Origin of the sequence: Rhodococcus sp. 105337, from assembly GCF_012844225.1 — a bacterium.
In the GTDB taxonomy this organism is placed as follows: Bacteria; Actinomycetota; Actinomycetes; order Mycobacteriales; family Mycobacteriaceae; genus Rhodococcus.
In genome coordinates this window covers 676702-690810 of record NZ_JABAGQ010000001.1, presented here as the reverse complement: position 1 = coordinate 690810, position 14109 = coordinate 676702, and the positions used below count along the sequence as shown (strand labels likewise).

The 14109-nt window shown below is 66.2% G+C and carries 11 protein-coding genes; 5 read left to right on the top strand and 6 right to left on the bottom strand.

From position 1 onward, the window contains the following. Nucleotides 1-4: 4 nt before the first annotated feature. The 3 genes from HF886_RS03175 to HF886_RS03165 are packed head-to-tail and all read right to left on the bottom strand — an operon-like array spanning nt 5 to nt 4186. Nucleotides 5-1432 (bottom strand): FadD3 family acyl-CoA ligase, encoded by a 1428-nt coding sequence (locus HF886_RS03175; RefSeq protein WP_169651527.1) that lies wholly within the window; start codon nt 1430-1432, stop codon nt 5-7. Beyond that, complete coding sequence (locus HF886_RS03170) at nt 1429-2610, bottom strand: amidohydrolase family protein (protein ID WP_169651526.1); 1182 nt, start codon at nt 2608-2610, stop codon at nt 1429-1431. The genes HF886_RS03175 and HF886_RS03170 overlap by 4 nt, the downstream gene beginning before the upstream one ends. Before the next feature lie 28 nt (nt 2611-2638). Further along, complete coding sequence (locus HF886_RS03165) at nt 2639-4186, bottom strand: AMP-binding protein (RefSeq protein WP_169651525.1); 1548 nt, start codon at nt 4184-4186, stop codon at nt 2639-2641. 132 nt (nt 4187-4318) lie between these two features. Here HF886_RS03165 and HF886_RS03160 point away from each other — a divergent pair, with 132 nt between their 5' ends. Both HF886_RS03160 and HF886_RS03155 read left to right on the top strand, forming a co-directional pair. Beyond that, on the top strand, nt 4319-5035 hold the full coding sequence (locus HF886_RS03160) for an enoyl-CoA hydratase/isomerase family protein (RefSeq protein WP_169622060.1): 717 nt from the start codon (nt 4319-4321) through the stop codon (nt 5033-5035). 310 nt (nt 5036-5345) lie between these two features. Next, nucleotides 5346-6077: a M23 family metallopeptidase gene (locus tag HF886_RS03155; RefSeq protein WP_296550747.1), complete on the top strand. Its 732-nt coding sequence runs from the start codon at nt 5346-5348 to the stop codon at nt 6075-6077. A gap of 55 nt (nt 6078-6132) precedes the next feature. On the opposite strand, the gene HF886_RS03150 is transcribed toward HF886_RS03155, so the two are convergent. Then, complete coding sequence (locus HF886_RS03150) at nt 6133-8103, bottom strand: M13 family metallopeptidase (protein WP_169622062.1); 1971 nt, start codon at nt 8101-8103, stop codon at nt 6133-6135. Nucleotides 8104-8243: 140 nt separating this feature from the next. On the opposite strand from HF886_RS03150, the gene HF886_RS03145 reads away from it, so the two are divergent. Then, complete coding sequence (locus HF886_RS03145) at nt 8244-9428, top strand: serine hydrolase domain-containing protein (protein ID WP_169651524.1); 1185 nt, start codon at nt 8244-8246, stop codon at nt 9426-9428. A gap of 34 nt (nt 9429-9462) precedes the next feature. Here the strand turns inward: HF886_RS03145 and HF886_RS03140 are convergent, their stop codons facing one another. Both HF886_RS03140 and HF886_RS03135 read right to left on the bottom strand, forming a co-directional pair. Continuing rightward, nucleotides 9463-10392, bottom strand: coding sequence for a PaaI family thioesterase (locus HF886_RS03140; protein WP_169651523.1), 930 nt, complete (start codon nt 10390-10392; stop codon nt 9463-9465). 84 nt (nt 10393-10476) lie between these two features. Beyond that, complete coding sequence (locus HF886_RS03135; RefSeq protein ID WP_169622065.1) at nt 10477-11511, bottom strand: sigma-70 family RNA polymerase sigma factor; 1035 nt, start codon at nt 11509-11511, stop codon at nt 10477-10479. 248 nt (nt 11512-11759) lie between these two features. Here HF886_RS03135 and HF886_RS03130 point away from each other — a divergent pair, with 248 nt between their 5' ends. Beyond that, nucleotides 11760-13178: an AarF/ABC1/UbiB kinase family protein gene (locus HF886_RS03130; RefSeq protein ID WP_346765193.1), complete on the top strand. Its 1419-nt coding sequence runs from the start codon at nt 11760-11762 to the stop codon at nt 13176-13178. Between the two features lie 109 nt (nt 13179-13287). Then, the gene (locus HF886_RS03125) at nt 13288-14097 is read left to right on the top strand and encodes a crotonase/enoyl-CoA hydratase family protein (protein ID WP_169651522.1); all 810 of its coding nucleotides are present in this window, start codon (nt 13288-13290) and stop codon (nt 14095-14097) included. The last annotated feature ends 12 nt before the right edge of the window (nt 14098-14109 follow it).

Here is a 14109-nt window from a genome sequence, read left to right as displayed (position 1 = left end):
CGCATCAACGCAATTGGTCCTTCATGACTTTGCCCGTCGCGTTCAGTGGCAGGGCTTCGAGATACTCGATGGCCCGAGGGGCCTTGAACCCGGCCATTCGCTCCCGGCTCCAGGCGAGCAACTCCTCCGGCGGTACCGGATTCGCCGACACGACGAATGCCTTTGCGACCTGTCCGAGGCGCTCATCCGGGATACCGATCACGGCGACCTGGTCGACGGCCGGGTGTTCGAGCAGGAACCCCTCGATTTCCGCGGGATATGCATTGAAGCCACCGACTATGAACATGTCTTTCTTTCGGCCGACGATCCGCAGGCGGCCGTCGTCGTCCAGCGTCCCGAGATCTCCGGTATGCAACCAGCCTTCGAGGTCGACAGCTTCCGAGGTTGCCTCCGGATCGTCGAAATAGCCCTGCATGACATTGTAGCCACGGATGAGCACTTCTCCGTCGTCCGCAATGCGGACTGCTATTCCCTCACAAGGAATCCCGACCGTGGTGGCGATTTGTTCGAAAGTGTCGCCGGGCCGGGACGCCGTGGCCGTACCGGCTTCGCTCAGCCCGTACCCGGTCATGATGGTTCGAAACGGCAGTTCGTTGCTGATACGCCGGATCAGATCGACGGGGATGTCTGCCGACCCGGTCACCGCTGCACGCAACGACGAGAGGTCCCGTGTGCCCTGTGCGGCCAGAAGGGACTGGTAGAGCGTCGGTGGGCCCGGAAGTACGGTGACCCGTTCGCGTTCGACCAGTTCGAGAACTCTGTCGACATCGAGAACGGGCACCGGGAGTACGGTGGCGCCCCGGATCATCGACGCGATCAGGCCGGCTTTGTAGCCGAACATGTGGAAGAAGGGGTTGACGACCATATATTTGTCGCCCTTGCGGAGATCGGCGAGGTCGCACCACTCCGAGAACATCCGGAGAGTCTGGGTGTGGTTCATCATGACGCCCTTGGGGCGTCCGGTGGTTCCCGAGGTGTACATGATGTCGGCGATATCGTTGCCGCTCAGCCTGCGGGCGTAGGGATTTCCGCTCTCCAGGAATCCCGACCTCATATCGAACGTAGGCACTCCTGCCGGCGTCCGGAATTCGGTACCGAGGAAGCCGTTCTGGACGAGCACGGCCTTCGCTCCGCTGCGGCGGATGATGTCGCCGGCCTCATCCTCTTTGTAGCGCGTGTTGACGGGGACGAGGATTCCGCCCGCCGCGAGCAGCCCGAAGGCCGCGACGATCCATTCTGCGGAGTTGGGGGCCCAGATCGCTACCCGGTCACCCTTGTCGATGCCGGCCGCGGCGAATGCTCCTGCGGCCCGGCGGATGCGGGCGGTGAGCTCGGTGAAGGTGAGCCGGAGGTCCCCGTCGACGACCGCTTCGGCATCGCCGAAGCGGTCGTCCGTGCTGAGGACCATCTCGGGGATGGTCCGCCAGGTCATACCTTCAGCAGCCTCGCGAGATTGCCACCCATGACCAGCTTCTGATCCTCGAGGGGAAGATGCTGGATGTGATCGATGTAGCTGGTCGGCTCGGCCAGGCCCTCGGGGTGGGGGTAGTCGGAACCGAAGAGCACGTGGTCGGCACCGATCAGGGCCGTGAGCTTACTGAAGTCCTCTTCCCAGAACGGGCTGACGTAGATGCTCTTCTTGACCGCCGCGACCGGGTCCTGCATGCCGAAGCCTTCGGGAGCCTTCTTGAAGGTGTCACCGAGGGTCTGCAGCACGTGCGGAAGCCAGGACGCGCCGTTCTCGATGACTGCGATCCGCAGCTCGGGGAAACGGAACAGTGCACCGTGGCAGACCCACGACGCCACGGCATCCTGAATCGGACGCCATTCGCTGACCATGCGGAACGCGTTCGTGACGAACGGGAGCATTTCTTCGCCCGTGCCGTCCCATTCCTGGTTGTACCGTGCGTAGCCACTGTCGGACGAGTGCTGGGTGACCAGGACGTCGAGTTCGACGACGCGCTTCCAGAACGGATCGAACTCCGGGAGCGCGAACGAGCGCGGACCCTTGTAGCCGGGAACCGGTGCGGGCCGGACGAGGATCGCCTTCGCGCCGCGCTCGACACACCACTCGAGCTCTTCGATCGCCTTGTCGACGATCGGCAGGCTGATGACCGGGACGGTGAAGATGCGGTCCTTGTAGTTGAATCCCCAGGTCTCGTACAGCCACTGGTTGAGTGAGTGGACGACCGCGTGGATCAGCTCGGGGTTGTCGCGCATGCGCTCTTCGACGAGGCTGGCCAGCGTCGGGAACATCAGAGTGCGGTCGATCTGGAGTTCGTCCATGAGCTCGAGACGCGCAGCGGGTTCACGGAAGGCGTCGATCGACTTCATCGGCTTGCCGAAGATCTCCCGCTTGCTCTTGCCCTCGGGATTGCCGTTCTTGAAGTAGTCCTCCATCGCTCCGGGACGAGCGACCACCTCGAAGGTGGGGTTGGGGATGTACTCGCTGATCTGATTGCGGATCGCGATCTTCGTGCGGCCGTCGACCTGCACGTACTTGATGGCGCCCTTGTACTTCTCCGGGAGGAACTTGGTGAGGGCTTCCTCGGTCTCGTACAGGTGGTTGTCCGCATCGAACAGCGGATACGGCAATTCTTTCGGTGACATAGATCCTCCTTCTCCTGTTGTGAGAATACTATTCTCTTCCGCGGGAGGCCGCAATATCCCCGCGCACCCGGAACTTCTGGATCTTGCCGCTCGCGGTGCGGGGGAACTCCGTCACTTCGTGCAGTTCCTCGGGCCACTTCTGCTTCGCGATACCCGAGGCCCGGAAGTGTTCGCGCAACTCGTCGAGCGTGGGCATCGCGTGCCCCGGATGAAGCCTCAGTACGGCCGCAGCATGTTCACCCAGGCGCTCGTCGGGGGCGGAGACGACCGCGGCCTCCGCAACCGACGGAAGCGTGAGCAGTACTTCTTCCACCTCGAGGGCGCTGATGTTCTCGCCGCCCCGGATGATGAAGTCGGCCTTACGGTCGGTGATCGTCAGGAAGCCGTCGTCGTCCAGCACCCCGATGTCGCCCGTGTGGTACCACCCGTCCTCGTCGAACATGCGGGCAGTGAGTTCGGGGTCGGTGTAGCCCATGCAGAGATCCGGTCCGCGGCTCAGGATCTCGCCGTCCTCGGTGAGGCGGATCTCGACTCCCGGTGAGACGCAGCCGTCGGTGAAGAGCCGCTTGTCGACGGGATGGGTCACCAGCGAACTCGTGATCGACGGATGCTCGGTGCTCCCGTACGCCCGGAACACGGTGATGCCGAGCGAGTCGAGCCGGCGGGTCACCGCGGCCGGAACTGTCGAGCCGCCGAGACCGGCGTACTTCATGTACTTCAGGTGCCGGCCGGGATCGAAGTCCGGGTGATCGAGGAGGCTGGTGACGAAATACGTCGCGCCGCCGCCGATGACCAGGCCGTCGCTCTCCATGAGTTCGATTGCGCGAGCGGGGTTCCACACGTCGAGCAGGTTGATGGGGGAGTTGTCGAGCAGAGGGATCAGGAAGGCATTGACCATGCCGATGAAGTGCCCCACCGGTGCGCCTGTGAGCTGCGTGCCCCGGTCGGCGGGATAGCGGGCGGCGAGTTGCCGCGTCTCGAATCCGAGGGTGCGGTGGCTGTGGACCACGCCTTTGGGATCACTCGTGGTGCCGGAGGTGAAGGCGAGCAGTGCCGGCGCCGCGGGGTCGGTGGGGAGAACGCCTTCGAAGGGTTCGGCGTCGAGCAGGTCGTCGAAATCGCGCCCGACCACGCCGACGATCGGGATGTCGGCGCAGAGGTCGGGCTGGTACTCGGTGTACCCGAACCGCTCGGCGCACACGAAGACCTTGGGCGAGGACTCGCGCAGGATGAACCCGAGTTCCTTGCGGCCGTAGAAGTGCACGATCGGCACCACGGTCGCGCCGAGGAAGGACGTCGCCCAGAAGACGGCGGCCGCTTCCATCCAGTTCGGCAACTGGAACGCCACCACGTCACCGGGGCCGACGCCGCACCGGCGCAGGCCTGCAGCGAGACGACGCGCGACGATTTCGACCTCACCGACTGTTCCCGACCAGGGCCGCACGTCGGAGTGGACCCGGAACTCGATGTCCGGGGCGGCCTTCAGGCCACGAGCCAGCATGTCGCCGATGGTCTCGCGTGTCCACCACCCTTCGTGCTCGTAGCGTTCGACCAATTCGGGGGGCAACTGCCGCATCGTGGGAGCTCCAAGGTCAAGGGGTGAGACCGCTCTGCCGTGCGTCGCAGCGCTCGGAGTCGGCTTCGGTCATATGCGAGCATGTTATTCTCCGATTTCCAGAATTCCAATATCAATTTGGAGAACAGAGCTATGGTCGATCTCGAACTCGAAGACGGACTGGCGATTGTCACGATCGATCGCCCCCACGCCCGCAACGCGATTGCGCCCGAGACCATGGACCAGCTCGAGAAGGTTCTCGACGCCGCTGCCGGCGCGCGTGCGCTGGTCATTCGAGGTGCGGGCGACAAGGCTTTCGTATCGGGCGGTGATCTCAAGGAACTGGCAAAACTGCGCACCCATGAGGAGGCCGCCGAGATGGCGCGCCAGATGCGGGCGATCTGTGATCGGATCGCGGAGTTCCCCGCGCCCGTCGTTGCGGCACTGAACGGGCATGCGCTCGGCGGGGGTGCCGAGGTCGCGGTGGCCGCGGATATCCGGGTCGCCGCCGACGACATCAGGATCGGGTTCAATCAGTCCACGCTCGCGATCATGCCCGCGTGGGGTGGGGCAGAACGGCTCGCGTCGCTCGTGGGCAGGGGCAGAGCTCTGATGCTGGCGGGTTCCGGCACCATCCTCCGTGCCGAAGAAGCCGAGCGAGTGGGACTCGTCGATCGTGTCCTCCCGCGCGAGACGTTCGACGAAGGGTGGCGCGCGCTCGGCCGCGCGCTCGCCAACGACTCGTCCGCGTCGATCAAACGAGTGATGAACGGGGCGACTCCGGCCGAAGCCGTCGACGCCTTCGCTCGCCTGTGGGTAGCCGACGCGCACTGGGAAGCAGCCGAAAAAGTGATGAATCGGGCGCGCTGAAACCTCTTGGACGCGTGACCTCGGTCACTTTTCGGCCGAAACCTCCGAGACCTCGCGAACCGACTGAGGTTTGTGTGACTGGAGAGATCTCTTTTTCGTAACCTGAGCCACTTTTTACAACGATCGTGTCAAGACGCCGCGCCGGAAATCCGTAAAATCGGCGCTATCGTGATGATCTCGTAATCAGTTCGTTATCAGGGGACGACCAAGAGGGATCGCAGCTTTGTCACACACTTCGGAACACCTCGACCACGCCACCCGTGCATCCCACGGCCTCACCACGGCCGCACGTGTCGGCCGTTGGGCAGCCGTGGTCCTCGTGACCGGTGCCGTCACCGCCGGCGGAACCACAGCGGCGAACGCCGCGGGCGGACCGTCCCGCCTGGAGACCGGCCCGGCATGGACGGGCATCGCGACGACCGCACTGTCCACCGCACCCCAGGTCCTCACTGTCCCCGGGTTCGAGTCCACCGACTACGCCGAGAAGTTGCGGCGTGCGTCGGAGCGTGACGCACAGCGGATCGCCGACGAAGCCGCCGCCCTCCAGGCCGAGGCCGATCGTATCGCGCACGAGGAAGCCGATCGGCTCGCCCGCGAGGCAGCCGAACAGGCCGCACGCGAAGAGGCCGCGCGTCGCCCCGCACTGGCGTTCCCCGCCGCGGGCACTCTCACCTCCGGCTTCGGCGCGCGGTGGGGCACCAACCACAACGGCATCGACATCGCCAACTCGATCGGTACCCCCATCGTGTCGGTGACCGACGGTGTCGTGATCGAGACCGGCCCGGCCACGGGATTCGGACTGTGGGTTCGCATCGCTCAGGACGACGGAACGATCGGAGTGTTCGGGCACATCGACCAGTCCCTGGTCTCGGTCGGTCAGCACGTGCGTGCCGGCGACGTGATCGCGACGATGGGTAACCGCGGCCAGTCCACCGGACCGCACCTCCACTACGAAGTGTGGCTGCCCAACGGCGTCAAGACCGACCCCATCCCGTGGTTCCACGCGCGCGGCGTCCCGGTGCCCAGCTCGCACCTCGGCTGACGACACCACGAAAGCCCCCATGTTCGGAAAGAACATGGGGGCTTTCGCGTATCGATCACCAGATTTTCACGCGCTCCGACGGGTCGAGGTAGAGGCCGTCGCCTTCCCGCACGTCGAACGCCCGGTAGAACTCGTCGATGTTCCGGACGACCCCGTTGCACCGGAACTCGGGCGGCGAATGCGGATCGACGGCGAGTCGGCGGAGCGCCTCTTCGTCGCGGACCTTGGTGCGCCACACCTGAGCCCAGCCGAAGAACACGCGCTGCAGTCCGGTCAGCCCGTCGATGACGGGCGCAGGGCGGCCGTCGAGTGCGATCGCGTACGCCTTCAGGGCGATCGAGAGGCCGCCGAGATCGCCGATGTTCTCGCCGATCGTGAACTTCCCGTTGACGTGATGTCCGGGCAATGCCTTCGGCTCGAACGTGTCGTACTGCGCGATCAGTTGTGCGGTGCGCTTACCGAATTCCTCACGATCCGAGTCGGTCCACCAATTCTCGAGGTTTCCGTCCCCGTCGTACTTGGCACCCTGGTCGTCGAATCCGTGTCCGATCTCGTGCCCGATCACCGCACCGATCCCGCCGTAGTTCGCGGCGTCGTCGGCGTGGAGATCGAAGAACGGGGGCTGCAGAATCGCTGCCGGGAAGACGATCTCGTTCATTCCCGGGTTGTAGTAGGCATTGACCGTCTGCGGGGTCATGAACCACTCGTCACGATCGACCGGACCGCCGAGCTTGGCGAGATCGCGGTCGTACTCCGCGGCATACCCGCTGCGGTAGTTGCCGACGAGGTCGTCGGCAGCGATGGACACCGCCGAATAGTCCCGCCACCTGTCCGGATACCCGACCTTGGGGGTGAACTTGTCGAGCTTGCGCAGTGCCGCCCCACGGGTCTCCGGGCTCATCCACTCGAGGTCGGTGATGCTCTGCCGGTACGCCTCTGTGAGGTTGTCGACGAGCACCTGCATCCGGGTCTTCGCCTCGGCAGGGAAATGCCGCTCGACGTAGATCTTGCCGACGGCCTCACCGAGCAGGTCCTGCACCAGCGACACGCCGCGCTTCCACCGAGCGCGGATCTCCTGAGCGCCGGTGAGTTCGCGTCCGTAGAACGCGAAGTTCTCGTCGACGATTGCCGAGAAAAGGTACGGGGCACGTGCCCGCAGCACCCGCCATGCAGCCCACGCCTTCCAGTCGTCGAGCGACTGGTCGGTCCACAACTGTGTGAACACCTCGAGGAAACTGGGCTGCCGCACGACGATCTCGGACCATTGCCCGGCGGTCGCACCGGTGGCCGTGATCCAGTCCGTCCACTCGAACCCGGGCAGATCGGCGATCAACGATTCGAGCGTGACCAGGTTGTAGGTCAGGTCGGCGTCGCGGCGTGTGACGACATCCCAGTGCCCGGCAGCAAGCGCGGTCTCCAGAGCGACCACCCGCGCAGGGTCGTGGTCGAGGCCGGCGAGGGTGAACATACGGCCGATGTGCCCGGTGTACGAGTCGCGGATGGCGGCGTACCGCTCCTCCCGGTAGTACGACTCGTCGGGAAGGCCGAGTCCGCCCTGCGCGACGTGGATCAGATAACGCTGCGAGTTCTTCGAGTCGGTGTCCACGTAGTGCGCGAGCGCCCCGCTGACACCGACTCGCTGAAGTTCGCCGAGGACCGACGCGAGTGCAGCGCGATCGGGCGCGCCCGCGATCGCAGCCAGTTCCGCGGAGATCGGAGCCATGCCCGCGGCCTCGATCGAATCGATATCCATGAAACTCGCAAACAGGTCACCGATCTTCTGCGCATCGGTGCCGGGTTCGGCGCTCGACGCCGCAGCCTCCTCGATGATCGACCGGACGTCGACCTCGGCTTTGTCGGCGAGCGTGCGGAACGCGCCGTCGAGAGCGCGATCGGCCGGAATCTCGTGTTCGGCGAGCCATCGCCCGCTGACGTGCTCGAACAGGTCGTCCTGGGGCCGGACGTGCTCGTCGACATGTTCGAGATCGATGCCGGAGCGGATCTCCGAATGTGGCGCGATGGTCATGGGCTCCATCCTTACACCGATTCCCCGGGAGGTGCAGACGCCCACCCGAACGCGGAGAACCTCCACGCCCGTGGTGCGCGGCTCCTACGATCGTGCGGGGGACAGCGGTTCGCGACGGTAGCGCTAGGAGCACGGGTGGCATGACCGAGAACGACATACCGGCCACGCAGATGGTGGTCGACCCGCGCTTCATGCCGGTCGCGGATCAGTTCTTCCGGATGTTCTTTTCGCCCGGTCAAGGTGGCGGCGCACTGACGTGTTACCTGCACGGCGAATGCGTTCTCGACATCTGGGCCGGGTGGGCCGCCCGCGACAAGCGGTGGAAACGGGACACGGTGGTGCTGTCCTTCTCGACGGGGAAGGGAGTCGCCAGCACGGTTCTCCACCGCCTCGCCGAGCGAGGGCTCGTCAAGTACGACAGCCCCGTGGCGCAGTATTGGCCGGAGTTCGCCGCCGCAGGCAAGGACGCCATCACCGTTCGTGAGCTGATGTCCCACCGCGCCGGGCTGCACAAGGCGCGGGGACTCGTTCCGGGGCGCTTCGGGTTGCTCGACTCCGAAGCCGTCGCTGCCGCGCTCGCCGCCGCGCCGCCGGACCCGCGTCGCTTGGCCGGACCCGGCTATCACGCCGTCACCTACGGAAACCTCGTTGCGGAGGTAGCGGCGCGCGCGTCCGGGAAATCGTTCGAGGAACTCGTCCGCACCGAGATTGCCGAGCCGCTCGGAATGGATGAGTTCTGGTACCGGGTGCCGCAGGACCAGCGTCATCGCATCGCACGAGTCTTCCCCAAGATCAATTTTCTGCCCGCCCCGTGGGCCACCGCAGGCGCGGTACTCGCCAGGACACCCGGTCTGCGTGGACTCGCCGAGGCCGGCATGGCCGAGGGATTCGACGAGTTGATGCGAAGCTCCCGGGCGCACGATTCCGTGATGCCGGGCTGGAACGGCGTCTTCACAGCCCGGGCGCTGGCCCGGATGTACGCGGCCCTCGCCTGCGGCGGGGCGATCGACGATGTCCGCTTCCTGGAGGAAGACACCGTCCGGCAGTTGACCGAGGTTCAGACCCGAGGCCGCGATTACGTACTCGGAATCCGGGCCAACTGGCGTCTCGGGTATCACCCGGGCTGGGTTGCCTCGAGGCATCAGCCGCTCCGATCCGTGGGTCACTACGGCTTCGGCGGGTCCGGGGCCTTCGCCGATCCCGAGACGGGACTGTCGGTCGCGTTCGTCACGAATCGGCTGGGTAACACGTTCACGACAATCTCCGACGGACGTTTCCCCCGCCTCGGCGCGACAGCCGTGGCGGCGGCACGCCGAGCCGGGTGATCACACGGTCCCGGTCCTGGCGACGCCGTACCGCCTAGACGCCGGGGAAGAGCTGAGCGTTCGCGCGGGCACGCACATACACGGTGCCGTCCGCACCGCAGATCACCGTCTCGATCGAGGCGAGGCGGCGCCCGGCGCGGGTTACCTCGGACTTGATCTGCACGGCAGGGCCCGGTGCGGCAGGGGAACGCAGATAGTCGGCACTGATCTGGAGAAGCCGGTATCGGCCGCCGACGCAGGTGAGGGTCTGTGCGGCCAGACCGGACACGATCTCCGCCATCGACATGAGCACGCCGCCGTGGACGGAGGCGATCGGATTGGCCATCCATGCGAGCGGGACGATCTCGCCCTGCACCGTGCCGTGCTCGACGGCGGTGAGGGTCAGTCCCAGTAGTTCCGCCAGCGGGCCACGGGGCACGGTCTCCGCGGCGATACCGGCGACGATCTCGAGGCCACCCAGTTCGGCGAGTACGCCGGGGTCCGCGCACGGCCCGGGCTCGGGGCCGGTGGCAGCGGCGTGAGTGACATCCGGCGCGCGAAGTGCGTCGGACGGTGCGCGTCCCACCACGATCGACCGTCCGGTCAGGTGCATCACGGGGTTGCCGTCGTCGTCGAACAGGGTCGCTTCTGCCAGTCCGGTGGTGTCGTCGAAGTAGACGCTGCGGCCACGTCCCGAGACTGCCCCCGTGACGGGGAACGGGTGGGCCGTCGACGCGGTGATCTGGGACATCACGGACTGTGGTCGCTCGCCGGTCGCGTGCAACCGCGCGACCGCGACAGCCGCGCCCACGGACACGTCGGTGAGCACACCGACCGAGCCGATGGTCGTCTGTCCACGGTGGTCGAGGTAGCGGGGACCGACGGGCTGCGATACCGCTATCTCGTTGTCGCCTGCGATCGACAGGCCGATGCCTGTGAACGTGGTGGGTCGGTCGAGCGGGAACGGCGCCGCGTCGGTGATCATGTCCCCTTCTCTATCAGGGGCACCGATCACGGGGTGTCTCGGGTAGCCGCTGCGCGCGGTCGGGGCACGGTGCGGAAATGTGTCTCAGCTTCGGGTCGTCGGGAACGCCGGCAGGCCGAACCGGGCAAACAGGGCGGTGGTGTCATCGGCGAAGAAGGCCGTGGCATGCGCGACTTTCCCGCCGACAATGTCGAGAACCTGGAGCTGAAAAGGGCGGTGCACGCCGTCCTCCCCGCGCATGTAGAGCCCGAGCGCAGGCTGACCGTTTGCGGTTGTGGGCAGCATGACCTGGTCGCCGGGGCCCTTCGCCGGACAATTGAGCTTGATGAGGGTGACGATGGCGTCGGCGCCCTGGTACCAGCCGTCGAACGGCGGCATCTCCCAGATCGCGTCCTTCGTGAGCATGTCGACGAGCGAGTCGATGTCGTACTTCTCGAACCCTTCGACCCACCGCTCCACGAGGGCCTTGGCCTCCGCGCTCTCGGGTTCGGTCGGCCGATCGGACGTGACCTGAGCATCTTTCAACTGCGCGCGGGCACGCTGGAGCAGACTGTTGACCGCGGCTGTCGACGTGTCGAGCGCCGTGGCAACCTCGGCCGCGCGCCACTGCAGGACATCGCGCAGCAGGAGCACCGCGCGTTGCCGTGCGGACAGATGCTGCAGCGCCGCGACGAAGGCGAGCCGGATCGAATCGCGCGACGCGACGATCGTTGCCGGATCGGACGGATCGTCGGTCCGCCCGTCGTCGGTGTAGGTGCCGGGGATGGGTTCGAGCCAGGGAACCTCTTGGCGGACCACGAGATCGTCTGCGGGGTCGGAACTGGGCGCACCGAGACCGGTGGGCAGCGGACGGCGTTTCCGACCCTCGAGCGCAGTGAGACAGACGTTGGTCGCGATGCGGTGCAACCATGTGCGCAGCGACGAGCGACCGCCGAAATTGTCGTACCCGCGCCATGCTCGGAGATACGTTTCCTGCACGAGGTCTTCGGCATCGTGGAGCGACCCGCTCATGCGGTAACAATGGGCGAGAAGCTCGCGCCGGAACGGCTCGGCCAGCCCCATGAAATCGGTCTCGTCGGCGACAGCGCCGGGGGGACCGGGGAGAAGTTGTTCTGCCATACCGCACCCACTCCGATTCGTCGGCCCGAACGACTACCCGTCAAAGGGTAGTCGTGGGTACCGACACAGAACACCCTGAGAAATACCCTGAGAAATACCCCGAGAACTCACGTTCGAGCGTTCGTGCCTCTCGATCCTGGGCACCTCTCCGGGTACCGTGCTCACAGCCGCGCCGTCGGGTGCGCGCGTCGGTGAAGGAGTGGGGGCACGCGGTGCAGGATCACACACTGCGCGACCAGGCATCGGAGGTGACCGTGGGGGAGGCGCACCCCTCGCCTCGCGGACCCGTGGGGCCGTGTTCGGGCGGCCCGTCACCCGAGGCCCTGCGGGTGGACCGGCCGCCGCTCGACCGGTTCGGGCTCGCCGAACTCGGCCGCGCCGTGGTGGTGGGCGTCGTTCTCGTGACGTTCGTGCTGTGGGCGGTACTGCGCTGGGTCGTTCGTCCGCGTGGCCGCGGCGTTGTCGGTGCTGCCGCGCACGGAACGGTCGACGCGTTCGAGCACCTCGGGCCCACCTTCGTGAAGCTCGGCCAGCTGGTCGCCTCGTCGCCGGGGCTGTTCCCGGTCGCTCTCGCGGATGCCTGCCTGCGGATGCTGGACGACGTCCCCACCTTTCCGTCCGCCGAAGCGCGCGCGGTCATCGAAGCGGATCTCGGCCACCCGATCGACGAGATGTTCCTGTCGTTCGAGGACGTGCCGCTCGCCGCGGCTTCCGTCGCGCAGGTACACGGCTGCGTGCTGCGCGACGGACGACGTGCTGTGGTGAAGGTGCAGCGACCGGGGATCGCGCATCGTATGCTCGTCGACCTCCGTGCCGCGTATGTCGGCGCACGAATGTTGCAGGTATTCGAGTTCTTTCGCATCGCGAACACCCCCGCGATCATCCGCGACCTCTACAACGCGACCATGACCGAACTCAACGCCACGGTCGAGGCGGACCGGCAGGACCGGTTCCGGCGCAACATCGCGGCCTTCGGCGACAACAGATTCGTGACGGTCCCCGAGGTGTACTGGGACTGGTGCGGCCCGCGTGTGATCTGCATGGAACGGCTCAGCGGCCGACCGCTCGACCGTGTCGTCCCGGGGCAGGACGGTATCGACACCGCGCTGCTCGTGCGACGGGGAGTGAAGGTGTGGATCGAGGCGGTGCTGTGCCACGGGCCTTTCCACGGGGACGTGCACGCGGGAAATCTCTGGCTCCTCGACGACGGCCGGGTCGCACTGCTCGACTTCGGGATCGTCGGCGAGTTGCCCGAGAAATGGCGCGAGTTGCTCCGCTCGCTGTTCCGGGCCGCACTGCTCGAGGGAGATTTCACCGAGGTGGCCCGCAGTGTGCGGGCGCTGGGTGTCGCGGCGGATCTCGACCTCGACGATGTGGAGGTGGGCCGGCAAGTGGCCGACACCTTCGGGCCGCTGCTCGGCCGGGACATGGGGGAGTTGCGTCTGAGCGAGTTGATAGGCGCTCTCGTGTCGCTCGGCCGCAAATGGAACACCTCGAGCCCCGAGGAACTCGTCCTCTTCGGAAAACAACTCGGGTACTTCGAGCGGTACGCCACGGCGCTCGCGCCCGGATGGGTCCTGGGCCGGGATCCGTTCGTGTTCCGCAACGTCTTCCCCGACGAGGTTCGCATACGAATTGCCGAATCGGGCATGAGCCTGCCCGACTGACCGGACACCGCTCGGGGCCTTTACAGTCGCGTGCCGTGTCCGTAGTTTAACGATCGTTCGACCAAATCACGGTTCGGGCCACCTCGGCGACGGAAGGACCACGACCCCTATGACGACAGCGCAGGACGTCGTACTCAGTGAGCGCAACGGAAACGTCGTCACGTGGACGATCAACCTTCCCGATGCCCGCAACCCGATCTCGGGAGACGACGTCGTCGAGCGCCTCGTGTATCTGGTCGACGAAGCGAACAACGACATCGAGACCCGCGTGGTGGTCCTCACCGGTGCCGGAAGCGCCTTCTCCGCGGGCGGCAACGTCAAGGACATGGACGAGCGCGCCGGAATGTTCGCGGGCGCGCCGCACGCGCTCCGGGAGGGTTACCGCCGCGGCATCCAGCGGCTGCCCAAAGCGATCTACCACTGCGAGGTACCGATCATCGCTGCCGTCAACGGCCCGGCCGTCGGCGCGGGGTGCGACCTGGCGATGATGTGCGACATGCGAATTGCCTCCACGAAGGCGTTCTTCGCCGAAAGTTTTGTCAAGCTCGGCATCATCCCCGGTGACGGCGGCGCGTGGCTGCTGCCCCGCGCGGTCGGTGCTGCCCGCGCCGCCGAAATGGCGTTCACCGGAGATCGCGTGGACGCCGCGACCGCACTCGAATGGGGCATGGTGTCGCAGGTCGTCGAACCCGAAGAACTGCTCGGGGCGGCGAACGCACTGGCCGCGCGGGTCGCGGTCAATCCGCCGAACGCGCTGCGCATGACGAAAAAGCTTCTCCGCGAGGGCCAGCGCGTGGACCTCGATACCCTGCTCGAACTCTCTGCCTCCCTGCAAGCACTGTCACACCACACCCAAGACCACCGTGAGGCCCTCTCCGCGTTCCTCGAACGCCGCCCGGGCAACTTCACGGGTAACTGACCCGCCTCAGCG

Excerpts from the sequence above, each read along its gene's own strand:
- HF886_RS03175 (WP_169651527.1), bottom strand. The coding sequence starts at position 1,432 with ATGACCTGGCGGACCATCCCCGAGATGGTCCTCAGCACGGACGACCGC.
- HF886_RS03170 (WP_169651526.1), bottom strand. The coding sequence starts at position 2,610 with ATGTCACCGAAAGAATTGCCGTATCCGCTGTTCGATGCGGACAACCAC.
- HF886_RS03165 (WP_169651525.1), bottom strand. The coding sequence starts at position 4,186 with ATGCGGCAGTTGCCCCCCGAATTGGTCGAACGCTACGAGCACGAAGGG.
- HF886_RS03160 (WP_169622060.1), top strand. The coding sequence starts at position 4,319 with ATGGTCGATCTCGAACTCGAAGACGGACTGGCGATTGTCACGATCGAT.
- HF886_RS03150 (WP_169622062.1), bottom strand. The coding sequence starts at position 8,103 with ATGACCATCGCGCCACATTCGGAGATCCGCTCCGGCATCGATCTCGAA.
- HF886_RS03145 (WP_169651524.1), top strand. The coding sequence starts at position 8,244 with ATGACCGAGAACGACATACCGGCCACGCAGATGGTGGTCGACCCGCGC.
- HF886_RS03140 (WP_169651523.1), bottom strand. The coding sequence starts at position 10,392 with ATGATCACCGACGCGGCGCCGTTCCCGCTCGACCGACCCACCACGTTC.
- HF886_RS03135 (WP_169622065.1), bottom strand. The coding sequence starts at position 11,511 with ATGGCAGAACAACTTCTCCCCGGTCCCCCCGGCGCTGTCGCCGACGAG.
- HF886_RS03125 (WP_169651522.1), top strand. The coding sequence starts at position 13,288 with ATGACGACAGCGCAGGACGTCGTACTCAGTGAGCGCAACGGAAACGTC.